23 protein-coding genes are annotated in these 22,454 nt (G+C 58.4%); 7 read left to right on the top strand and 16 right to left on the bottom strand.

From position 1 onward, the window contains the following. Nucleotide 1: 1 nt before the first annotated feature. The 8 genes from AAAT03_RS06875 to AAAT03_RS06840 all read right to left on the bottom strand — a co-directional run bounded on the left by AAAT03_RS06875 (nucleotide 2) and on the right by AAAT03_RS06840 (nucleotide 7,513). Nucleotides 2–712, bottom strand: a complete 711-nt coding sequence (locus AAAT03_RS06875) for a TetR-like C-terminal domain-containing protein (protein ID WP_040358972.1) — start codon at nucleotides 710–712, stop codon at nucleotides 2–4. Between the two features lie 121 nt (nucleotides 713–833). Continuing rightward, nucleotides 834–1,691: an HAD family hydrolase gene (locus AAAT03_RS06870; protein ID WP_349102943.1), complete on the bottom strand. Its 858-nt coding sequence runs from the start codon at nucleotides 1,689–1,691 to the stop codon at nucleotides 834–836. A 115-nt stretch (nucleotides 1,692–1,806) separates the two neighbouring features. Next, complete coding sequence (locus AAAT03_RS06865; RefSeq protein WP_349102942.1) at nucleotides 1,807–3,069, bottom strand: MFS transporter; 1,263 nt, start codon at nucleotides 3,067–3,069, stop codon at nucleotides 1,807–1,809. 99 nt (nucleotides 3,070–3,168) lie between these two features. Continuing rightward, nucleotides 3,169–3,831: a TetR/AcrR family transcriptional regulator gene (locus tag AAAT03_RS06860; RefSeq protein WP_158565718.1), complete on the bottom strand. Its 663-nt coding sequence runs from the start codon at nucleotides 3,829–3,831 to the stop codon at nucleotides 3,169–3,171. Between the two features lie 74 nt (nucleotides 3,832–3,905). Beyond that, complete coding sequence (locus tag AAAT03_RS06855; RefSeq protein ID WP_349102941.1) at nucleotides 3,906–4,244, bottom strand: P-II family nitrogen regulator; 339 nt, start codon at nucleotides 4,242–4,244, stop codon at nucleotides 3,906–3,908. Nucleotides 4,245–4,456: 212 nt separating this feature from the next. Next, nucleotides 4,457–5,734, bottom strand: coding sequence for an ammonium transporter (locus AAAT03_RS06850; protein ID WP_349102940.1), 1,278 nt, complete (start codon nucleotides 5,732–5,734; stop codon nucleotides 4,457–4,459). A gap of 198 nt (nucleotides 5,735–5,932) precedes the next feature. Further along, nucleotides 5,933–6,952 carry a putative ABC transporter permease gene (locus tag AAAT03_RS06845; RefSeq protein ID WP_233540202.1) on the bottom strand — a complete coding sequence of 340 codons (1,020 nt, stop codon included), beginning with the start codon at nucleotides 6,950–6,952 and terminating at the stop codon, nucleotides 5,933–5,935. A gap of 3 nt (nucleotides 6,953–6,955) precedes the next feature. Continuing rightward, entirely contained in the window at nucleotides 6,956–7,513 is a 558-nt protein-coding gene (locus AAAT03_RS06840) for an HD domain-containing protein (protein ID WP_117790168.1), read from the bottom strand. A 228-nt stretch (nucleotides 7,514–7,741) separates the two neighbouring features. On the opposite strand from AAAT03_RS06840, the gene AAAT03_RS06835 reads away from it, so the two are divergent. The 6 genes from AAAT03_RS06835 to AAAT03_RS06810 all read left to right on the top strand — a co-directional run bounded on the left by AAAT03_RS06835 (nucleotide 7,742) and on the right by AAAT03_RS06810 (nucleotide 14,299). After that, nucleotides 7,742–9,523: a 1-deoxy-D-xylulose-5-phosphate synthase gene (locus tag AAAT03_RS06835; RefSeq protein ID WP_117640240.1), complete on the top strand. Its 1,782-nt coding sequence runs from the start codon at nucleotides 7,742–7,744 to the stop codon at nucleotides 9,521–9,523. A gap of 457 nt (nucleotides 9,524–9,980) precedes the next feature. Further along, nucleotides 9,981–10,973, top strand: a complete 993-nt coding sequence (locus AAAT03_RS06830) for a glutamate ABC transporter substrate-binding protein (protein WP_117790170.1) — start codon at nucleotides 9,981–9,983, stop codon at nucleotides 10,971–10,973. 138 nt (nucleotides 10,974–11,111) lie between these two features. Next, nucleotides 11,112–11,771 (top strand): amino acid ABC transporter permease, encoded by a 660-nt coding sequence (locus AAAT03_RS06825; protein ID WP_022094657.1) that lies wholly within the window; start codon nucleotides 11,112–11,114, stop codon nucleotides 11,769–11,771. Beyond that, the gene (locus AAAT03_RS06820) at nucleotides 11,768–12,601 is read left to right on the top strand and encodes an amino acid ABC transporter permease (protein WP_349102939.1); all 834 of its coding nucleotides are present in this window, start codon (nucleotides 11,768–11,770) and stop codon (nucleotides 12,599–12,601) included. Before AAAT03_RS06825 ends, AAAT03_RS06820 begins: the two co-directional genes overlap by 4 nt. Before the next feature lie 36 nt (nucleotides 12,602–12,637). Continuing rightward, nucleotides 12,638–13,402: an amino acid ABC transporter ATP-binding protein gene (locus AAAT03_RS06815; protein ID WP_035137613.1), complete on the top strand. Its 765-nt coding sequence runs from the start codon at nucleotides 12,638–12,640 to the stop codon at nucleotides 13,400–13,402. 87 nt (nucleotides 13,403–13,489) lie between these two features. Next, the gene (locus tag AAAT03_RS06810; RefSeq protein WP_349102937.1) at nucleotides 13,490–14,299 is read left to right on the top strand and encodes a gamma-glutamyl-gamma-aminobutyrate hydrolase family protein; all 810 of its coding nucleotides are present in this window, start codon (nucleotides 13,490–13,492) and stop codon (nucleotides 14,297–14,299) included. A gap of 110 nt (nucleotides 14,300–14,409) precedes the next feature. Here the strand turns inward: AAAT03_RS06810 and AAAT03_RS06805 are convergent, their stop codons facing one another. The 8 genes from AAAT03_RS06805 to AAAT03_RS06770 form a co-directional block, all read right to left on the bottom strand. Next, nucleotides 14,410–15,228: a hypothetical protein gene (locus AAAT03_RS06805; protein ID WP_271743913.1), complete on the bottom strand. Its 819-nt coding sequence runs from the start codon at nucleotides 15,226–15,228 to the stop codon at nucleotides 14,410–14,412. After that, the gene (locus AAAT03_RS06800; RefSeq protein ID WP_271743914.1) at nucleotides 15,212–16,036 is read right to left on the bottom strand and encodes a hypothetical protein; all 825 of its coding nucleotides are present in this window, start codon (nucleotides 16,034–16,036) and stop codon (nucleotides 15,212–15,214) included. Before AAAT03_RS06800 ends, AAAT03_RS06805 begins: the two co-directional genes overlap by 17 nt. After that, nucleotides 16,033–16,758: an ABC transporter ATP-binding protein gene (locus AAAT03_RS06795; RefSeq protein ID WP_271743915.1), complete on the bottom strand. Its 726-nt coding sequence runs from the start codon at nucleotides 16,756–16,758 to the stop codon at nucleotides 16,033–16,035. The genes AAAT03_RS06800 and AAAT03_RS06795 overlap by 4 nt, the downstream gene beginning before the upstream one ends. Before the next feature lie 144 nt (nucleotides 16,759–16,902). After that, entirely contained in the window at nucleotides 16,903–17,232 is a 330-nt protein-coding gene (locus AAAT03_RS06790; protein ID WP_089572320.1) for a helix-turn-helix domain-containing protein, read from the bottom strand. Between the two features lie 8 nt (nucleotides 17,233–17,240). Further along, complete coding sequence (locus AAAT03_RS06785; protein ID WP_118384945.1) at nucleotides 17,241–17,801, bottom strand: hypothetical protein; 561 nt, start codon at nucleotides 17,799–17,801, stop codon at nucleotides 17,241–17,243. Nucleotides 17,802–18,031: 230 nt separating this feature from the next. Next, entirely contained in the window at nucleotides 18,032–18,388 is a 357-nt protein-coding gene (locus AAAT03_RS06780) for an Hpt domain-containing protein (RefSeq protein WP_271743918.1), read from the bottom strand. A 24-nt stretch (nucleotides 18,389–18,412) separates the two neighbouring features. Further along, nucleotides 18,413–20,293 carry an HD domain-containing phosphohydrolase gene (locus tag AAAT03_RS06775; protein WP_349102936.1) on the bottom strand — a complete coding sequence of 627 codons (1,881 nt, stop codon included), beginning with the start codon at nucleotides 20,291–20,293 and terminating at the stop codon, nucleotides 18,413–18,415. A 210-nt stretch (nucleotides 20,294–20,503) separates the two neighbouring features. Continuing rightward, the gene (locus AAAT03_RS06770; RefSeq protein ID WP_349102935.1) at nucleotides 20,504–21,301 is read right to left on the bottom strand and encodes an alpha/beta hydrolase; all 798 of its coding nucleotides are present in this window, start codon (nucleotides 21,299–21,301) and stop codon (nucleotides 20,504–20,506) included. A 224-nt stretch (nucleotides 21,302–21,525) separates the two neighbouring features. Between AAAT03_RS06770 and AAAT03_RS06765 the strand changes: the two genes are divergently transcribed. Then, a complete protein-coding gene (locus AAAT03_RS06765; RefSeq protein ID WP_349102934.1) occupies nucleotides 21,526–22,302 on the top strand; it encodes a radical SAM protein in 777 nt (258 codons plus the stop codon). Nucleotides 22,303–22,454: the final 152 nt, after the last annotated feature.

The raw sequence follows: 22,454 nt of genomic DNA, 5'->3' as shown, positions 1-22,454 counted from the left end.
CTTAGTTGTTGGACTCGACGGTTGCGGCGGTGTCGGCCGCGTCCTCGAGCTGCAAGTTCAATAGCTTCATGCCGTATTCCGGCACGTTGATATCGATGGGTTGGCCATACAGGTCACCAGGACGAACAAAAGCGAGCACCGTCATAATGCGCGCCATGGCCTCGGGCGATTCGGTGAGCCCACGCTCAAACCAGCGCTGAATCATGCCAACCTCGGCGCTCACGACGTAGGTGACGTAGTAGTCAAAGAACGTGCCCAGCGCCAGGCCCAAAATGCCCGTCTGCGCACGCGGCACCACAGCCTCACGCGCGGTGTCGATGATCCTTTTAATGAAGGCCTGGTCGCCGCCCGGACCCAGCAGCGCACCGATTAAGTCGCGGTTGGCCGCAAGATAACGCAGCAGCTCAACCGAACCGGGCGCCGGCTCGAGCTCGTCGATATTGTGATAGAGATCGGGCAGCTGAGCTGCGGTGATGAGCTCAATGCGCTCACGGATCTCGGCCAGCAAGCCGTCCTCGATTTGATTGATAAAGTCGGGGATATCGCGGTAGTGCGAATAGAACGTGCGGCGCGTAAGGCCAGCACGCTCGGTGAGCGACGCGACATTAATGCGCGAAAGGTCGCCGCTTTCGGCAAGCTCGCTGGCAAGTGCCTGGCGAAGGGCACGCTGCGAGCGAAGGGATCGGCGGTCGCATTTCTCGAGCTGGGACAAGCGTCCTCCTTGTTACTCAGCCTGTGCGCTATTGCACAGTGCGAGTATTATTGCACACCGTGTGCATCAACACGTAAAGGCAATATTTGGAATGTGACGAGGGGGCAGTCCCTTTGTCACATTATTCGATGATGGTGCGGGAGCTCTGCTTATGCATGGTGGCGAGCATGTGTTTGGGGACGGCGTGGACCATGCAGCTGCCGATAGTTGCGCTCGCGGCGACCTTGGCTGCATCGCTAGCGTTTTTGGTCGCGTAGCTGTGGCGGAAACGCTTGAGCATGGCGATGTCGTTTCCGCCGTCGCCATAAACCGCGACCTCGTCCTCGGCAATGCCGTAGTAGCCCGCCAGCCAGGCCACACTCTCGCCCTTGTTACACGCCACGTCCGTGATCTCGAACATCACCGGATCGAACGGCGCGTTGACCACACGGTCCGAGCGCTCGGCAAGATACGCCTTAAGGTCACGCTCCAGCTCGGGCGAGGTCACGCGACAGTTGATCTTGCACACATCGTGGCGCAAGATATCGCCGATCGACTGGTCGAAATACTGTTCCTCGTGATACCCGCCACGCGCTCGCATACCGCGCATCACGATGCGCTTGATAGGGCTGTCCTTTTTAAAGCCCGCCTGATGCATCTCGAACGATCCGCTTGAGAACATGCCATCGGGCGTGGAGCAGTCAAAGCAAATGTCCGGGAACGCCTTGAGCAGCTCCTCGGTGATCTGTGGGTCGATGGTCCAGATCTTGAGCACCTCGCCATGACTGTCGCGCACGATGGATCCGTTGGAGCAGCAGGCGTCGATCGCCAGACCCGTAAAGCCATGCTCGCCGATCGGCAGCGTCGAGCGTCCGGTCGCGGGAACCACATGCAGGCCAGCCTCGGTCAGCTCGCGAATGGCACGGCGGATGGTCCCATCCGCCTCGTGCAGGGCGTTAAGCAACGTACCGTCTAAGTCACTCGCGAACATCTTGATCATGGGCATGCCTCTCTTTCGTCTGCACGATATTGTAGACGAAAGAGAGGCATGCCCAAACAATGCCGTCCTGGCGTGGCGGGCCACTGCCTCCGCAAATTCACGGTGCCCCAGCGCGTTAAGACAATCGCCACAAGCAACTTTTCAGCCGATAAAACAGCGCCGTCGTCAACGTCAGCACCGCCAGCATGCCTGCGAATACAATCGCCGGTGTCCATCGATCATATGCAACCCCGTACGTCAATTGGCCGATAGGTGTTGCGCAGGAAAGGACCATGTAAACGACCGAAAGCACTTTTCCGCAGAGCTCAGTCGGCGCTGCCCGCTGAACAAACGCGATGATTTCAACCGACGCAATGCTTGCCCACACCATGACCCATGCCGAACCAACTGCAAACACGGTGAACATGTATGTATCTGCGCCGAACAGTAGCGTGACAATGATCGGTGCGACTCCAAAACAGATCATCGCAACATATCGACATATGCCATTGAAAGAAAAACGATGCGGCCAAATGCCGACCAAGCCACTGCCAGTAAGACCACCCAAGCCCAGAGCAACCTCAACTATCCCAACGCAGGACGATTGCATGCCGAGATGCTTTGTAACAATAATGGGAGCGCCAATCGTTAGCCCAACCAACGCAAGGTTCAAAACGGCCGCAAGCAAAATCACAGCGACCAATGATGCATTTTGCAACAGATACCGAATCGACTCCCGAAAATCGTTTCGGCATGTCGTGCGAGTCGCGCCGTCTCCCATCGTTTCAGATGAGGCATTTTGCTTGAGTGCGACCCCAAACAAGAGAGCTGAAATCGCAAACGCCACCGACGCGGTTGTGCAAAGAGCATCGATGCCAAAGCACCCATAGACTGCCGTCCCGACCACAGGACCCAAGATATTGCTCACCATGGTCACCTGCGAAACCAATGCAGTGGCCCGCTCAACCTTCTTTTCACCCGCCATGCGCACCGTCTCAATTTGGAGCATTGGCTTTAGCAGCGATTGAACACCATATTGAACACAAAGTATCGCTACTACGACGACCGCAAGAGGCAACGAGCGCTTCATGGGGATAGACAGCAGCGATGCAGTCATCAGAGCAATGCCGAGGGCCACGAGGACCTCGCGATGTCTTCCCCGATCCGCCAAGATTCCGCCAACCGGAGCTGCGAGTACGCCGGGTATGAACGCTATCGCCACGACGACGCCATATAACGTTGACGATCCACTGCAATCGAACAAGTAAAGTGGATACGCAAAGCACAGCGCCGACAGCATCGAATACGTGCACAGCTGCGCAACCAGAAGTTCCGCGAGCCTGATTGACCGCACTGTTTTTGATTTCAACGAGACGCTGACGTCTCTCAGCCCAGCCATAAGTCCGCCCCCATACATACCGCTAGTATGTATTTATCGACTTGAAAAGGGCAGCCTGAGCTGCCCTCACAAATCAATTACATACCGTTGGTATCTATATTACCACCCGGCACGGTCCCATACGTCCCAAATCCGTGCCGTTGTCTGGAGCACTTCCTCACCCAAATCGAGTCCCACCGCGGCGGCCATCTGCGCCAAACATTGAGCGCGAGCGAGCATTCGATCCTTGGGCTCAAGCGGACGAAACAGTGGCAGCAACCAGAGATTCGCCAGCAACGATACGGCCTCCGCCGCTTCGCGCGGGCATTCGCACGCAATGGATCCGTCGGCGATGCCCTCCTCGATCACTGGCAAGAGACAGCCATCGGCTGACTCGTCAAACGAGCCCTGGTACTGCATCGCCAGTAGACGCGAGCTTTTTACCGGATCTGCTGCAGGACGCATACGTGCCCATAGCTCAATTTGCGGAACAACGGACTCGGAAGCGTAAAGCCTTTTTAGCTTTTGGGCGCCGGTCATATTACCGACGCCAAGCATCGAGCGACGGTGCTCAACAATCGGAGCCATTGCCCGATCAAATGCGGCGTTGAAAATCTCCTCTTTGCTCTTGAAGTGATGATAGACAGCGCCCTTGGTCATGCCATCGAGACGGTCAACGATATCTTGAATACTCGTCCCCTCATAACCCTGTGCGCAGAATAGCTCCAGTGCCGCGTCGAGAATCTTCGCGACCGTCTCCTCGGGATATTTATTGCGACCCATAATCCGCCCATCCGCAACGCAAGCCTTGTGCCTCATTGCAGCATTTTAACGTTGCGGATGGCAGACGGTCGATTCTACACCGCGGCGGGGCCGTGTTCGCCGGTACGGATGCGGATAACATCCTCGACCGGCTCGACCCAAATCTTGCCGTCTCCAACGGCACCGGTGCGGGCGGCGTTGCAGATGATGTCGACAATGCCATCGACATGTTCATCAGCGCAGATAAGGGTGAACTGCACCTTAGGGATCGTGTTGACAAGCAACTCGTTGCCGCGCACGTATTCCTTCCAGCCATGCTGTGCGCCGCAGCCCTGCACCTGGTTGATAGTCATGCCGCGAACATCGGCAGCAAACAGCGCATCTTTAAGAACCTCAAGCTTCTCCTGGCGCACGATAGCCGTAATTTTCTTCATAGTGAATTCCTCTCTTCAATAAAAGAAATGAATTGTCCTTCACATGGCACGGGTTTTCCAGGTGCCGCAAACCAACCTCAGAGATCAATAAGTTCAACTGACTGGTCTTAGCAGGTTTCCCAAGTGCCGCAGATTGCCGTGAAAGAGGAGCGAAGCGTACTTAAGTACGTGAGCGACGATTGAACGGCAAGGTGCGGTGCTTGGGGAAGCTGCTAATCGAGTCCGGAGAAAGAAGGATAGGCGCTCTCGCCGTGCTGACTGGCATCCAGGCCCAGTGCCTCGTCGGCCTCGTCCACGCGCAGGCTACCGTGGAACAGCGCCTTGACCACCGCGGCGATCACCAAGTCGAGCATCAGCACAATAACGACCGTCACCACAATGCCCAGGATCTGCGAGATGAGCAGCGACACGTCGCCCGTGTAGAACAGGCCGCCCTTACCGGTCCACGAGAGCTCCGGCACACAAAACAGACCCGTGAGCACGCCGCCCAAGATGCCGCCGATGCCGTGGCAACCGAACGCGTCGAGCGCATCGTCGTAGCCGAACATGGTCTTAAGATGGCTGATGGCCAGGTAGCAGACGGGCGATACGATCAGGCCCATGACCAGCGCCGCCCACGGCCCGACAAAGCCCGCGCCCGGCGTGACCACCACGAGGCCCGCGACCAGACCGGTGCTGGCACCCACCAGCGTGGGACGACCAGTGTGCACGCGCTCGACGGCAAGCCACGAGACCATACCTGCCGCGCTGGCCGTCACGGTGTTGAGGATGGCGAGCGCCGCCACGGCGTCGGCCTTAAACTCGCTGCCGCCGTTAAAGCCAAACCAGCCAAACCAAAGTAGGCCGGCGCCCAGCGCCACAAACGGTACGTTATGCGGACGGTAGCTCACCATGCCAAAGCCGCGACGACGGCCGAGCATTAAGCAGAGGACCAGGCCGGTAAGACCGGACGAAATGTGCACCACGTCGCCACCGGCAAAGTCGAGCGCGCCGATGATGTCGCCGATAAAGGAGCCATCGCCGCCCCAAACCATGTGGGCGAGCGGCGCATAGACCACAAGCAGCCAAATGCCTAGGAAGGCCGTCATGGCACCAAACTTAACGCGACCGGCCAGGCTGCCCGTAATGATAGCGGCGGTGATCATGGCAAACGCCATCTGGAAGGCGATGTTGATGATCTGAGGGTAGACGGCACCGTCCGCAGCATTGCCCTCGGCCGCCTGCAGCACCTGGTTGAGCACCGGCAGGCACAGCAGCTGGTCAAGGCCTCCAATAAACGGACTGGAGCCGTCGCCGCCGTAGGCCAGCGACCAGCCGGCAACAATCCACAGCACACCAACTAGGCCAATGGCGCCAAAGCACATAAGCATGGTGTTGATGACATTTTTGCGCCTGGACAGGCCGCCATAGAAAAACGCCAGGCCCGGTGTCATTAAAAACACGAGCATGGTGCAGATGAGCATAAACGTTGTCGACCCCGTATCGTACATTCGCTCCCCCTTGGTCGCATGAACGTTGTCGGCGCCCATAGTGCGGCCGAGGGGCAACTGGTGTAGACCAGATACGGCGTTGTTAAACGCTGCGTTGTCGAATGGAAACGGTGCCGCAATCTTGGAAACGGCGCGGCAACGGGCGCGAAACGAACGGGAAATGCGAGGGCAAGGGAGCCGTGAGCGCGCCCGTCCCGGCTAGCGCCGGAACAGCTCACGGGCTCGGTCGCGGAGGTTGGTGGCTCGGATGACACCCTCGTAGCGGTTGATGCGCAAGCGCGGGAAAGCATTGAAGAAGCGCAGGTCACGACGGCTGAGCGACACGCTCGGCACCGGACGGCTCATGTGCTTGCCGGCAAGGCGACGACTGAGCGACGGACGCGGCATGCTCGGCGCGGCATCGGCAACGCGGCGGGCAGCAAGCGCCAGGCCGCGAGCACCATCCGAGATAAACGTCGGCATCGAAGCCTTCTCACGCAGGGCATCGAGTGCCGCGTCGCCCAGCTCCGCCAGCCACGCGTTAACGGCGCGACCGCGGATATGCGTCTGCGCCACCGAGTCGATCGCCGAATCGGGAATACGTTCGAGCATAGAGTCGGAGGCATCGGCAAGCGACTCATTGATGCGGTCGGCAAGGTCGGCGCGCACACGCTCCAGCTGATCTGACAGACGCCGCCAGCTCGCCAACGAGCACGCCGCGTCGACCATCATCGCGACCGCGACGATAAAGGCGGACAGCCGCACAATCAGCACCGGCAGATGGCCAAGCAGCCCCAGCAATGCCGGCTCCACTAAACGGCAAATACACAACGCACCCAAGCCAAACGCGCAGGCCCAGTACAGGCAGATGCGTCCGTGCAGGTTAAACGGCAGATGCGAGTAATCCCAAAACCGGGCACCCGTCGTTTTTTCCAACAGCACGCCCACGCTGTACTCGATTACGCTGCATACGAGCGCGGCAGCGACAAACTGGCTCGAGGCGTCTGGGATTCCACGCAGCAGCAACCAGCACGCGATGCCGCCCGCACCGTAGATGGGACAACACGGCCCTAGCAAAAAGCCGCTGTTGGCAAAGCGTCCGTGGTTGAGCATGGCGCAGACTGTCGACTCCCATACCCAGCCGCAAAAACCGTAGAAGGCAAACGAGAGTACCAGCGCCGAGAGCGGACAAGCGGCAAGCGTCGCGCCGTCAAATGCCATGCCGATCGCGGTTCCCACCGTCTACCCACTCCTCTTTTCGTTCGATTCTTTGCTCGAGCCGTCGCTCGAACCCTCGTTCAAATCGTTCGCGCCGCCTTTGCGCGGCAGACGGCCGGCAATCGTCTCGCGCAGCGCGCACCATTTATCCGCCAGGCACACAATCCATGCCTCACGACACGTCGGCGGCACCGGCACCAGCGGAAACATATGGCGCGCGATGATATTCCGCTCGCGCGACGTCAGCTCAAAATCTTCCTCCGCACGCGCCAGGGCAAAAAACGGGTGACGAAAGCCATGCAGTCGATGGCTTGGGTCGGGGTCGTGCCAGTCATAGAGAAAGTAATCGTGCAGCAGGGCCCCGCGCAGCAGCGATAAGCGGTCGACGGAGATACCGACGCGGCCCAGGCGCTCGGCAAAGGACAGACTTGCCCGCGCTACCGAGGTCACATGTGTATAGACCGTCACATCGCCATGTTGGATAAACTCATGCATCAGGTCCAAGCGGCCCGCCTGGGCAAGCTGACGGGCGGCATCGTCGACCTCGCGCGCGATTTTCTCGGCACGAACGGTATCGGACATGCGGCCTCCTTCCGGCGGCGCTCGGCGGCAAGCCGCAGCCTGCACGCAATGAATAAAATCATCATCGAATTTACCAGTATGGCATCGGACAAAACGTTTTGCCCCACCAGTTGGCGAATTACCGCGCCGCCGTCACATATCAAACGCCAAAATGTGCGAGACTGTCTTGTGCAATTGTGCCGGCCGAGGGAGTGCCGGCGCACGATTCGCATGGAGTAACCCACAACGATGCTGCTTACGCAAACGACAACGCCCGAGGACGTCAAGGCTCTCGATCGCGCCGAGCTTCCGCTGCTCTGCGGCGAGATCCGCCACGCCATCCTCGAAAGCTCCGCCGCCGTCGGCGGGCACGTTGCCCCCAACCTGGGCGTCGTTGAGCTTACGGTTGCGCTCCATCGCGTGTTTAACTCCCCCACCGACAAAATTGTCTTTGACGTGTCGCACCAGACCTATGCCCACAAGGCGCTGACTGGGCGCGCGTACACTTATATCGACCCGGCACGCTACGGCGAGGCCTCTGGCTTTGCCAATCCCGACGAGTCCGAACACGACCTGTTCGCCATGGGCCACACCTCCACATCGGTGAGCCTGGGCTGCGGCTTGGCACACGCCCGCGATCTGGCGGGCGACAGCTACAACGTCATTACCATCATTGGCGACGGTTCGCTTTCGGGCGGTCTGGCGTTTGAGGGCTTTAACAATGCCGCCGAGCTCGACAGCAACCTGATCATCATCGTCAATGACAACGACCAGTCCATCGCCGAAAACCACGGTGGCCTGTATCGCAATCTGGCCGAGCTGCGCGCCAGCAACGGCACCTGCGAGCGCAACGTTTTCCGCGCGATGGGGCTCGACTACCGCTATCTGGACGCCGGTAACGATGTGTTGGCCCTGGTCGACGCGTTGCAGGAGCTGCGCGATATCGATCATCCCATCGTGCTGCACGTCTCCACCGCAAAGGGCAAGGGCTTTGAGCCAGCCCAGAGCGACCCCGAGCGCTGGCATCATGTGGGTCCGTTTGACATGGCGACTGGGCGCAAGCTCTGCCCGGGCCATCCGAGCGAGCCTGCGCCGCGCACCTATGCCGACATTACGGGCGAGGCGCTCAGCGCCGCCATCGAGCGCGATCCGCAGGTCGTGGGCATCACGGCCGCCACGCCCTACATCATGGGCTTTACACCCGAGCTTCGCGCCGCGGCAGGCAAGCAGTTTGTCGACGTGGGCATTGCCGAGGAGCACGCCGTGACCTTTGCCACCGCACTCGCCCGCTCGGGTGCCAAGCCGGTCTTTGGCGTGTACGGTACGTTCTTGCAGCGTGCCTACGACGAACTGTGGCACGACCTGTGCCTCAACGACGCCCCCGCGACCATCCTGGTATTTGGCGCGTCGATCTTTGGCACCACATCCGAGACGCATCTTTCGTTCTTTGATATTTCCATGCTGGGCGCTCTCCCCAATATGCGTTGCCTGGCGCCTTCCTGTATGGAGGAATACCTGTCCATGCTGAGCTGGTCGCTCGATCACCGCGAGCATCCCGTGGCGATTCGCGTGCCGGGCATTGGCCTGGTAAGCCGCCCCGATCTGGCGCCTGCCGAGGGCGACGATTACGGCGTCGCGCGCTACAACGTCGTGCGCCAGGGCCGCGACGTTGCCGTGCTCGCGCTTGGCGATTTCTTTGAGCTGGGCGAGCGCGTGGCAAACCGCTTGGCTGCCGAGTACGGCATCGAGGCCACGCTCGTCAACCCGCGCTTTGCGACCGAGCTCGACCGCGAGTTCCTCGACAGCCTTGCCGCCGAGCATCGCGTTGTCGTCACCCTCGAGGACGGCATCTTGGACGGCGGCTGGGGCGAGCGCGTGGCGTGCTACCTGGCCTGCACGCCGCTGCGCACGCGCACTTTTGGTATCGCCAAGGGATTCCCCGACCGCTACGACCCCAACGAGCTGCTCGCTCAGAACGGCATGACGGTCGAGAACATGGCCGCCGAAGCCGTAAGGCTACTGAACGAGTAAGAAAACCTCCGCAAGGAAAGCACCCCTGCGGAGGTTTATATTTTCGCGACGCGATTATCTCGATCTGTAACATCTAGGACCCGAATTCCCGTCTAACTGTTACAGATCGAGACAAGACGTCTTAGTCCCTGACCTTTGTCTCAATCTGTAACAGATAGGGACCTTTTGTCCGTCCAGATGTTACAGATTGAGACATTCGAATTCCCCTAAAGAGAAAATCTCGATCTGTAACAGGTAGAACCCATTTCCTCGTCTAACTGTTACAGATTGAGACAAAGCAGCGAGACAGGCCACCACATCTGCAAGAACCACCACAAAGGTGCCTGTCTCTTTTTGGTAGGCACAATAACCCATAAGGTAAGTATGTTTCTGAGTTATTTCGTGTTGACCCATCTGAGCGGGATAGGGTATAACTCTACTCAACCGCTAGGGATTTTATTGAGAAAGGTGTTCTACCATGAGCAAGAACCTCTCCCAGCAGGTCGTTCTCGACCGCCGCGGCTTCGTTGCCGCCAGCTTCGCAACCGTCGCCGGCCTTGGTCTTGCCGGCTGCTCTGACACCAGCGCCGAGGCCGACAAGGGCTCCGCCGCCTCCTCCAAGAGCTCCGAGGATACCGAGGCTTCCACCACGCTCGACGCTAAGGCATTCGACAAGCTCGTCGACAACGGCCCCAAGGCCGATGACGACGCCATCGCCGCCAGCGCCTGGGCGACGGCCGTCAAGGACGCCGGCGTCTTTAAGATCGGTGGCGTTCAGACCTCCACGCTCTTCTCCCTCCTCAACGAGAAGGACGGTCAGACCCGCGGTTTCGACGCCGGCATCGCGCAGCTTCTGTCCAACTACATTCTGGGCGAGAACAAGGTCGAGATCACCCAGGTGACCTCGGACACGCGCGAGTCCGTCCTGCAGAACGGCCAGGTCGACGCCGTCTTTGCCACCTACACCATCACTGACGAGCGTAAGAAGCTCGTCTCCTTTGCCGGTCCCTACTACTACACCCAGCAGGCTATCCTGGTGCTCGCCGATAACGACGACATCAAGAGCGTCGACGACCTGGCCGACAAGAACGTCGCCGTCCAGTCCGGCTCCAACGGCCCCGCCATTCTGGAGGAGTTCGCCCCCAAGGCCAGCCAGCAAGAGTTCAAGACCGACGAGGAGGCACGCCAGGCACTCCAACAGGGCCGCGTTGACGCCTACGTCATCGATAACAACATGCAGCAGAGCGCCCTGGTCCGCGAGCCCGGTAAGTACAAGATTGCCGGCAAGCCCTTCGGCAGCAAGGAGCCCTATGGCATCGGTCTGCCGCTCGATTCCGACGGCGTCGCCTTTGTCAACGACTTCCTTAAGAAGATCGAGGACGACGGCACCTGGACCGAGCTGTGGCAGATCTGCATCGGCGACCGTACGGGCGACACCAATGTTCCCGAGCTGCCCGAGATCGGCGCCTAAGCAGCGAGCCTGGTAACGGCCGCAACGAAACCATACGGAAACGCATGATTCGCTTTATTGCGCTAAACTGTTTCATCACTGAGTTGTCGGGGCTTCCGTACACACGGGAGCCCCTTTCCTTATCGGCGGGAGGTCCGCATGAGTCTCTCCGAGCTCTGGTCGCTCTATGGCCAGAACTATATCGACGCGCTGCTAGCAACCTGGGGCATGACGCTTGAGTCGTTTGCCATCGCCATGGTGCTGGCCGTCGCCGTCACCGTGATGCGCGTGTCGCCGCTCAAGCCGCTGCGCGTCTTTGGCGACCTGTATGTCCAGGTCTTCCGTAACATCCCCGGCATCGCGCTGCTCATTATCGTCGTCTACGCGCTGCCGCCGCTCAAGGTCGTCCTGCCCTACCGCACCTGCGTCATCGTCGCCACAGTGCTCTTGGGTTCTGCCTTTGGCTCCGAGAACTTTATGAGCGGCATCAACACCGTCGGTGTCGGCCAGGTGGAAGCCGCCCGCTCGCTGGGCATGAGCTTCAGCCGTATCCTCGCCAAGATCGTGATTCCGCAGGCGCTGCGCTCGAGCGTGCTGCCCATGACCAACCTCTTTATCGCCGTCATGCTCACCACCGCGCTCGGCAGTCAGGTGCCGCTGAAACCGCAGGAGCTCACCGGCGTGGTGAGCTACATCAACACGCGCTCGCTCGGCGGCGTCGCCGCGTTCTTTATCTCGGCGCTCGGCTACCTGGGCACGGCCTTTGTGGTGAGCCACATTGGCAACTATATCGATAAGAAGGTGAGGATCCTCCGATGAGCAAGCACTCCACCTCCGCGCTCACCATGCGCGATGCGCTCTACGAGGCTCCCGGCCCCAAGATGCGCGCCAAGATTCGCGTCGGCACCGCCATCTCACTTGTTGCCGTGGCCGCGCTCATCGCTCTGGTACTGCAGCGCTTTTATGTGACCGGTCAGCTTTCAGTCCACTATTGGTATTTCTTTACGCACCTCACTACCTGGAAGTTCTTACTTGCCGGTTTTGAGGGCACGGTAAAGGTCGCGCTCACCGCTGGCGCCATCGCGCTGGTACTGGGTCTGGCCCTCATGCTCGGCCGCACCAGCGACATCAAGCCGCTGCAGCTGGTCTGCCGCGTGCTCACCGATTTCTTCCGTGGCGTGCCGAGCCTACTGTTCATCTACTTCTTCTTTTTGGTGCTGCCCCAGTACAAGATCGCGCTGCCGTCGTTTTGGATGCTCACGCTTCCCGTCGCGCTCGCTGCAGCCGGTGTGCTTGCCGAGATCTTCCGCGCCGGCGTCAATGCCGTGCCGCGCGGCCAGGTCGAGGCCGCCCAGGGGCTCGGTCTCGCCAAAGCTAAAATCACCTTTAAAATCGTGCTGCCGCAGGCGATTCGCTTTATCATTCCGTCGTTGATTTCGCAGCTTGTAGTCGTCGTCAAAGACACCACCGTCGCCTACGTGGTGAGCTACCCCGACCTCATGCAAAACGCCCGCGTACTCATTACCAACTACGACGCCCTCGTGTCGGTCTATCTGGTGATCGCGGTCATCTACATCCTCATCAACGTTGCAATCAACAAGGCCGCCGTCTACGTCTCGCACAAGACCGGCGCGACCATCATTCGCTAACGATTTACCATTTCGAGTCATAAGGAGCCGAGCACCATGGCACAGAGCACTTCTTCCACCGGCAATCAGCCGCTGATTGAGCTCAAGCACGTCGATAAGCACTATGGCGATCTGCACGTCCTCAACGACATTAATCTCTCGGTCGATCGCGGCGAGGTTGTCGTCGTGATCGGCCCCTCGGGCTCGGGCAAATCGACCATGTGCCGCACCATCAACCGCTTGGAGACCATCGACTCGGGCGAGATTCTCATCGAGGGCGAGCCCCTGCCGCAGGAAGGCAAGGATCTTGCCCGCATGCGTGCCGAGCTGGGCATGGTGTTTCAGCAGTTCAACCTGTTCGCGCATATGACCGTGTTGCAGAACGTCATGCTGGGACCGGTCGATGTGCTGGGCGTCTCCAAGGACGAGGCCCGCGAGCGCGCCATGGATCTGTTGAGCCGCGTGGGCGTTGCCGAGCAGGCCGACAAGGTGCCCGCACAGCTCTCGGGCGGCCAACAGCAGCGCGTAGCCATCGCCCGCTCGCTTGCCATGCAGCCCAAGGCCATGCTCTTTGACGAGCCCACAAGCGCCCTTGACCCCGAGATGATTAACGAGGTGCTCGAGGTCATGGTCCGCCTGGCCCAGCAGGGCATGACGATGATCGTGATTACGCACGAGATGAACTTTGCCCGCCGCGTGGCCGACCGCGTCGTGTTTATGGCCGACGGCCAGATCGTAGAGACCGGCACGCCCGACGAGTTCTTCGACCATCCCCAGACCAAGCGCGCCCAAGACTTCCTCAACTCCATCAAGGGCCACTAACCCAATTGCCACGCGGGACACATTCATCTGCAGCGTTTGCCCCGCGCCGCCCTGCGCCATGTCCACCCGGATTCGAAAGCCACGCCCATGATCGGAACTCGCACTTCATCGTCATACACCCCGCACGTCGACGTCGATCCCGCCGACCGCCCGCTCATCCTCGTCGCGCCGCGCTGGGAAGAGGCGAAGCCGTTTTTAAGCGAGACGCTCTCCCCCAACGAGGAAATCGCAAGTGTCTTTGTCGATGCCATCCTTGCCGCCGGCGGCCTGCCGCTGCAGATGTCCATCACCGAGGACATTGAGGTCATCCGTCATTACGTCGATATCGCCGACGGCATCGCCATTCCCGGCGGCCCCGATGTCAATCCCAAACGTTGGGGCGATGATCGACCCTACGACCCCACCCTCTGTTGCGAGATCCGCGATAGCTTTGAGTTTAAGCTGGTCGGCGAGGTGCTCCGCGCCAAAAAGCCGCTCTTTACCACCTGCCGCGGCACGCAGTTGCTCAATGTCGCCACTGGCGGCACCCTGTGCATGGACGTGCCGAGCCTGGGCGCTCGCGAGGGCCGCACGCAGTGGCGCCATACCCACGTGCTCAACGACCCCGTGCATCCCGTCGAGGTCGTGCCGGGCTCGCTGCTGGAGCGCGCGCTTGGCGGGCACAGGCTGATCAAGACCAACTCGGCACATCACTGTTGCGTCGACCGTCTGGGTAAGAGCACGCGCTTGGTCGCCAAGGCAACTGACGGCGTTCCCGAGTGCATCGAGGTCGAAGGCCAGCCATTCTGCTTGGGCGTGCAATGGCATCCCGAGTACACGTGGAAGACGCTCGAGACCGACTTTAACCTGTGGAAGTCGTTTGTCGAGGCGGCGGCAAAGGTTAAGCAGGCCCGCTAGTTTACGAACCACACAGGCTAAAGCCTCACATACTAGGGGGGGCGGACACCAACTACGGTGCCCGCCCCCCTGTATTTGATATGCTCGGTATGTTCATCCCTCACAAACAATCAAAGAAATCTCGACCGCAATCGGTCGACGGTAAAGCAGATGGCAAAAACGCTTGCTACGTTTATGAGGCAGTCAATTAAAATCGAGGTGCATTGACCATCCCCCAACGGGGTCACGCCGCAAATCCACATGAGCATCGAGGACGGAAACGGAAGCATGGAATTGGCTCCGACCTGTATGTAGAGCGTTACGACATTGACAAGCAACAGCATGCCAATAGGACCGAAGCCGGACCCAAAATAGGAAACAACGATCACGCAAGAGACCACATATGCAAGGCAGACGGCACTCGCCAGAAGAAGTCGATAGCAAAACATATTCAGGTTGAAACACTGTTGAGCATCCAAAACGATTACACAGTTAAGACAGTACAAAACGACACTTGACAGGATAAACGCGCCCAATAGGGCGAAAGAAGACAGCACCGTTCGCGCAACGATAGCGCACGCCCGCTTCCCTCCCCGAGCCTCCGACAGCCCCCACGGTTCCTCGACAAAGCCCGAACTGACAAAGCGCGGCACAATACAAGCCGCGATGAACGGAAAGAACAATGCATGAGCCAACGGGGCTACGTTGAACAGCAGACCGCGAAAAACCTCTGCATTACCAAATAGAAGGACATCCTCCGCCGATAGCAGAAGCGTCGGGTCTGGGAAAAAGCCCAAGAAACTGTTCTCACGGAGACTACAGAACCACATCGGGAAAGAATTAAGCTGCAATACCACCATGCACGCATAAATTACCGGGATTAAGGCGTACGTCCATTTACTCACGTGCTTCAATTCTGAATGGAGGAATCTTTTAATCTGACGAGCCATTGAGCACACCCCCAGCACGAAAGCTCACGAGCGCGTAAATCAATACCGATAAACAGCTGGCTGCCACGCCATAGCCCAGAAGCGCCAGTTGCCCCATATCGCTATACCCAAGGGCACATCCGACTCCAAGGTACGGCCCAGGAAGGAAGAAGATCCATCGCAAGGATGGTATAGGTGCCTGAAGGAAGGCTCCGTAGAGCGTCAAGCTCATGACAAATCCGATTATTATTGCAGCCCCGCTCAATACAGCGCTGCCTGTAATCCGATAGATGGTCACCGTCTCCAGCGCAATCGATATCACCAATACGGTGTTGACTATCATTGCAGGCAAAAATGCAGCCAGCATGCCATGCGCGTAGCTATGCCCTCCACGTATTATGGCTATTGCAAACAGAAGAAAGCAAAGCGCACTATATGCTGCGCCAATTATTAAAGCAGACGAAAGCGCATGTGCTAGAACCCCATAAAAGCGGGTAAGACCTCTTGCTGAAGAAATTCGGCATCCCTCTTCATAGCCGCGCTCCTGTAAAAGCGCCAAACAAACGATGAGCGGAACGAACAGGGATGTACCGGCAAAAGCGCTGCGCGCAAGGGACTCATCAGGCGCAGAAGGATCGATTGCATTCCAGATGAAACCAATATCCTCCCCACAAACGCCATAGCCAGAGGCTAGCAACGTTGTTCCGTTTTTTAGAAAGACACCGAAGAGAAGGCCGAACGCCAGCATAAGCGCAAGACCAAACTTCGCCGGAAACATCCTGTGCAAACGCATCATATCTGCCTTTATGGGATGGATCGCCCGCTTCATAGCGAGACCGCCTTCATCAAGCGCCTGTAATACTCTTTTAGGGATGGTGCCTCATCCCTTATGACGTCCATCGATTCCTTTTTCAGCAGTTCGCCGTCATGAAGAAACAGGCAGCATGTTGCAACCGATGCCAGCTCATCCAAATCATGGCTAGAGATGAGCATGGTCTTATCCTGTTCTCGATTCAATCGGCCGATAAGGGCCCATATACTCTCGATGCCCAGCGGGTCCAACCCATTTGCCGGCTCATCGAAAATTAGTACGTCGGTGTCGCCCAACAAAGCCGTAGCTATATCCAGTCGCCGTTTCATTCCCAGAGAAAAACTGCTCACACTCTTTTTCTCATCGACGTCCAGCCCGACTAGGCCCAAGACGCGAGGAACCTCACGTTTCTCATCGAGCCCCCATTCCGCACATCGGATCCGAAGATTCTCAGCCGCACTGAGGGATTGGTATGCACCGCTGGAATCTGGCACGTAGCCGACACGCGCCCGCATCAAGCTCAGGTCTTTTTTCGACTTGCCTCCAAAGAGCTCCACGCTCCCCGACGATGGCTCGCAGAGGCCCAATACGATTTTAATGAGCGTGCTTTTGCCTGCCCCGTTTGCACCAACAAGGGCGCAAAGCTCAGACTGATCCACCTCGAAGGAAACGTCATGCAACACACGCCGTTTTCCATAGCGCTTCGACACCTTCGATAGCTTTATCGCTGATGCGCTCATATCGTTCCTCCTTTCTTTTATCGTAGTTACTTGTAGTTATTGTTTTTCGATAACTCGTATTTGTCAAGATAATCTAGAAGAAAGAACCCGTGTTAGAAACGGGTCCCTTCACGCTGATATTTCGTTTTAGTTGTTCGCCTTAAGCTACTCGTCGCTCAAATCGACAGCAAAGACTGATGTCGGAAGCGACGCCTCATTGCCTCCGCCGTCCCGCATCTGCCTCACAACGTTTTTTGCACGCTCAACAATAAGCTCCTCAAGCTCTTTCTCGCTCACGCGCTGAATAATATCTCCCGGTTGACAATCAAGCTCATCACAGATATCGAGGAGCGTCTTTAGGCGAATAGCTTTTATCTTTCCGTTTCTAAGCTTTGAAATATTAGCCGGAGTATGCCCCGTGGCACGAATCAGATCAGCGCTGGTCTTTCCGGTCTTAAGCAGCTGTGTCTCAAGCTCAATGATGAGATAGCTCATGCTTCCTCCTACACAAGCTCGTCAGACTGCTCTTGGAGCAGCGAGGCATAACTCCAGATCGCCGAGATAAACAAGCAGACAACTGCGCCGATAAACGACCCCGCATCAAAGGTAGCGCCTTGGCAAATCTCAATAACGAAGGAATGAGGCACGATGTAAAGCTCCAGTCCGCCAATGGTGAGATTGACCGATTCATAGGCACCAACAAACGAAACCACGGCGTTAACAGCAAAGGCAAGTGCAAGAACACGGATAAGCCGCACATGCGCCTTGGTAAAGGGCGAGACGCCCCGAGAGATGTTATGGCTGATTCCGCACAGAACGACAAGCGAAACACCCACGACGAGTGCCAGGCACAGCCCGCTTGGGATAACGATGCTCCCGCCATCGAGAAGCGTCACGACACCGAAAGAATCGACAGAAACAACGTTTGCAACCGCATACCAGATCACGTAAACAGCCAACGCGGCAAAAGCGACGAGCATTCCCGCAAAAACGACCGCCATGCAAAAGCCAAGCTTCCTTACAGTCTCGCCCGCCTTGGCCATACGCTGAACGCTGTTGGACATACACTCACCCTCATCGAATCTATCGTTATTCGAATAGTTTATCGAACAACGATATGGATTGCATGCGGAAAGCCCCACCAGTGCGCATAGCCCATTCACTAATCAGAAGGGGTGAGAGTGGATTTTTGGACACGTATCGAACGAGAGTGGATAATCTCCCACTTTGAGGCCGCCACCGGGCCTAAAACGGGAGATTATCCACTCTCATAGTCATCAAGGCTCGCAAGCCCTTATTCAGCCGCCTCGCGCAGGGCCGACATCGTGGCCGCATATTGCTGCTGCAGCGCATGCATTCCCGCGCGAGCGCCGTCAACGGCATCGGCGCCGCGCAGTGCCTCGGTCACCACGACCGCTGGCTCGTACAGATTATCGAATCCCAGGTTCTGGCTCACGCCTTTGAGCGTATGCGCTGCCATAAACGCTGCCCTGGCGTCTCCTGCCGCCATGGCAGCCTCCAGCTTGTCCATGCTCTCGTCATCCAAAAACTTGAGGGCAAAGCGGGCAAGCATTTCCTCGCCCATCAGCCGAGCGCACGCATCGTCATAATTAGCGCCGATCTTCTCATACGCCTCACGCATGGAAATCATGGATTAAAAACTCCTTTGGTCAAACTAAATCGTGGGAAACGCGACGACGTCGGCGGGGCGTGCCAACGTCTCGGCAATACGGTCTTGCACCTCGAGCAGGCAGTCGAGCAACAGCGGGTTAAAGGTGCCGCACTTACCGTCCAGGATCATCTGGATTGCCTCCTTGTGCGGGATAGCGTCTTTGTATACGCGCACGCTCGTCAGCGCATCGTACACGTCGGCCACCGAAACCACCTGCGCGGCGATGGGGATATCGTCGCCCTTAAGGCCATCGGGATAACCCTTGCCGTCCCAGCGCTCGTGGTGCCAACGCGCAATCTGGTACGCATATTCCATAAGCGCATTACCGGCGTGATGGCTACCCAGCTCAAGCAGCATGTCGGCGCCGATCGTGGTATGCGTCTTCATAATCTCGAACTCATCGGGCGTAAGGCGTCCGGGCTTGTTGAGGATCGCATCGTCAATCGACATCTTGCCGATATCGTGCAGCGCCGAAGCCAGGGCAATCGTGGAGCGTTCCTCATTGTCGAGGGAGATCGTGCCGCTACGCTGGACCAGGCAGCCAAGCAGCAGCTCGGTCAGCTTTTCGATGTTCGTGACGTGCCTGCCGCTCTCGCCATTGCGCAGCTCCATGACGCCAGCCATGATGTCGATGAGCATGCGACTGTTCTTGACGCGCTCGTTGTACTGCTGGGACAGCAGGCTCGTCAGGCGGCGCTGTTTGGCGTACAGGCGGATGGTGTTGCTTACGCGGCGGCGCACGATACGGGAGTCAAACGGGCGGTTGATATAGTCCGAGGCGCCCAGCTCGTACGCGCGCAGAACCGCATCATCGGAATCTTCGCTCAAAATCATGATGACAGGCAGATTATCGATACCCGATCGGCGCGACAGATCGGCCAGCACCTCAAAGCCGCTTATGCCCGGCATCACAATGTCCAGCAGCACGAGCGACAACTCATCGCCATAGCGGTCGACCATGTCGAGCGCCGCACGACCGTTATCGGCCTCGAGGATGCAATGCTCGTCCTTGAGCATCTCGCTGAGAATGGCTCGGTTCATCTCGGAGTCATCGGCGATAAGCACCAAAGGCTTTTCGCTTTGGAAGGCCTCGATGGAATCGGCATCGGTCACGACCGTACCGGCTTTTGCCTTAGCGCGGCTCAGTAACTGAGCAGCGCGGCCAACGCCCTCATCGACCGTCTCGCCATGAATGCGAACGCCACCAACACATGCCGTCAAGCTCACGTACTCATGGCCCGGAATAATCGTGGAATGAACGGCATCGGACACCTGATGCAGGCGACGGGTGAAGTCATCGGAGGGAATATTGGGCATGACAACCACAAACTTGTCGCAGCCATAGCGCACAAGCTCGTCAGTCGAACGAATTCCGCTGCGTATGGCTGTCGCCACAGCACCGAGTGCAAGGTCGCCGGCATGACGGCCACATGTATCGTTGAAGACCCTAAAATCATCAAGGTCGATCATCGCAACGCCGGCATTCATGCGGACGCTTCGGAGCTTTTCCTCGTAATATCGGCGATTGCGCACACTCGTCAGCACGTCGGTGTAGACAAGGTCCTCTTCTGCGGCCTCTTGCTCATCGATCGGACGCACCATCAGCAGGACATGAGGCTCGCCCTCGACCTTCAGAGGGCGCAGGCGAGCGCGGTACTCAGTCCCATCATTGAGCAGTTGCTCCGACACCTCATCGGAGTCTGCCAAAGCCTCAAGACTCGACTGGCGCAAACAAGGACACCGATCGCCGGCGAGCAGGCAGTTAGGTTCGCTCTTAATCTGATCGGCCGACAGCAAACGTACCACGGGGTAGGTCTTCGCGACGCGGGCGACCTCAGCGGCGGCCTCCTCGTCGGTTAGATTGACCTCGTGATTATTGAGCATATGGGGCCCTTTCGATAGTTTCGCATGGAGCGGTGGGTTCCAAATGTTACAAGGGTAACACCTTGTCGATGCAGGTAAGTACGTGAATGCTGCCACATTCTTATGAGTTGGCAGACGGCGCGATTGAAGCCGCAGACGCGAGGTTTTGAGCACGTTTGTTAATACGGCCGAAACGTTTGCGGATGAAGCCTGCTTTGGCTATTGCGGATGCTAGAGCCCCAGGATGCCACGGACAGCCCGGGCAGCCGCTGCCGGGCGATCGCGCAGACCGTTATGCGCGCCCGGGATCGTCACGAGAGGGCAATCGAGATATTCGGCAGCCGCTCGCGTGCCAGCCTCGCGGGGCGTGCCAATCGAGAGCTCGCCTAGGAGCACGGCGGCCACCGTTTTCGACGCGCGAACGCTATCCCAATCGGGAACGCAGGTCATAGTAATCCCGTATTCGTTTGCCATGAAACTGCGGCCGTTGCGCAGGGCATGCTTGGCTTCTGCCTCGGTCGTTCCAGGAGCCTCGGGGTCCAAGTCGCCGAGGGCTCCCAAGAAAAGCCGGAGCGCCCTTGAAACCTTTCCAGCCGCAATCATATCGAGCAAAACCGGAGCTGCGCCCATGCCGACGCCTTCGGCCGACACAGCCGGCTCATGCAGAATCGCACGGGCGACGAGATGGGGCTCGGTGCGAAGAAGCTCCAGCGCCACCAACGTACCGGCGCTGTGCGCAAGCACATTTGCCGAAGCGCCAACGTGTTCGATCACGGCTTGCAGGTCGGCGGCCTGAGCGGCAAGATCATAGCTGCCGTCTGCCGCTTCGCTGCTGCCACCACAGCCGCGGCGGTCGTAGGCAATTACGCGGTAGTTGCGACTGAGCTCACAAGCGATGCCGTCGAAAAATGTGCCGTCGACACAAGCGCCGTGCACGCACACCAAGGCAGGAGCATCAGGCGACACATCCGGGCCGGCATATTCGCGACAGGCAATCGTGGTGCCCGCATTCTCGACCGTAAAATCCATGTTGTGCCCCCATCATCAATGCTCATCCAGTGCACGTCAGCACGATTGGATGGACCCGCATTGCTTTACACCTTGTTAACAGATTAACTTTACCCGACCCGAGGCTTTTCATGGCACGGCATAATGAGCGACGTGAAAAAACGAAACTTGTAAAGCAAGAGCCCGCACCTTGCTTTGGAGCCGATGCTATGCTTAGGCACAATTGTCTTGAGGAGCATATGCCTATGTCTACGTTTTTGAATGCCAGCCCTATCTTTGGGCCCGTTCGCAGCCGTCGCCTTGGCCTCTCGCTCGGCGTCAACATGATGCCGGCCAGCGGCAAAATCTGCACGTTCGACTGCATCTACTGCGAAAACGGCCTCAACGCCGAGCGCCCCTGCCATGAGCCGTATAACACAGCTGCCATGGTACTCGACGCGCTCGAGGCAAAGCTGCGCGAGATGGCAGCCGAGGGCGAGCTCCCCGATGTGATCACCTTCGCAGGCAACGGCGAGCCCACCGCCGCGCCGGAGTTTCCGCAGGCCATCGCCGGCGCCGTCGCGCTGCGCGACGAGCTTGCCCCAAACTCCAAGATCGCCGTGCTCTCCAACGGCACACGCGCCGACCGTCCCCAGGTACACGATGCGCTCATGATGGTCGACGACAACATTCTTAAGCTCGATACCGTCGACCCGGCGTTTATCCAGCTGCTCGACCAGCCTGTTGGCCCCTACGACGTCGAGCACCAGATTGAGACGTTCGAAAGCTTTGACGGTCACGTTATTATCCAGACGATCTTTTTGACCGGTGAGTATCAGGGCAAGCCCATCGACAACACCGGCGAGGAGTACGTTGCCCCCTGGCTCGTGGCGCTTGAGCGCATTCGTCCACAAGAAGCAACCATTTACACGGTGGCGCGCGAGACACCGATCGCCGGCCTTGCCAAAGCGGCGCCTGAGGTGCTCGACGCCATTGCCGCGCGCGTGCGCGCCCTCGGCATTCCCTGCCAGGTGAGCTACTAGCAAAACCACGCAGCAGCTAGTGCCCGCCACCCCGCTCCATCAGTTGCGGTGATATAGTTCCTGTTTGTGCTGTTAAACCGCTTAAATCGGAACTATATCACTGCAACTTTTATGGCCGCGTGGGTGGGCTATACTAGCTGCGAATGAAAGGA

It is taken from the genome of Collinsella sp. CLA-AA-H167, assembly GCF_040095305.1.
In the GTDB taxonomy this organism is placed as follows: Bacteria; Actinomycetota; Coriobacteriia; order Coriobacteriales; family Coriobacteriaceae; genus Collinsella.
Note: the sequence above shows the minus strand (reverse complement) of the source record. Positions and strands in the feature narration are given on the sequence as shown.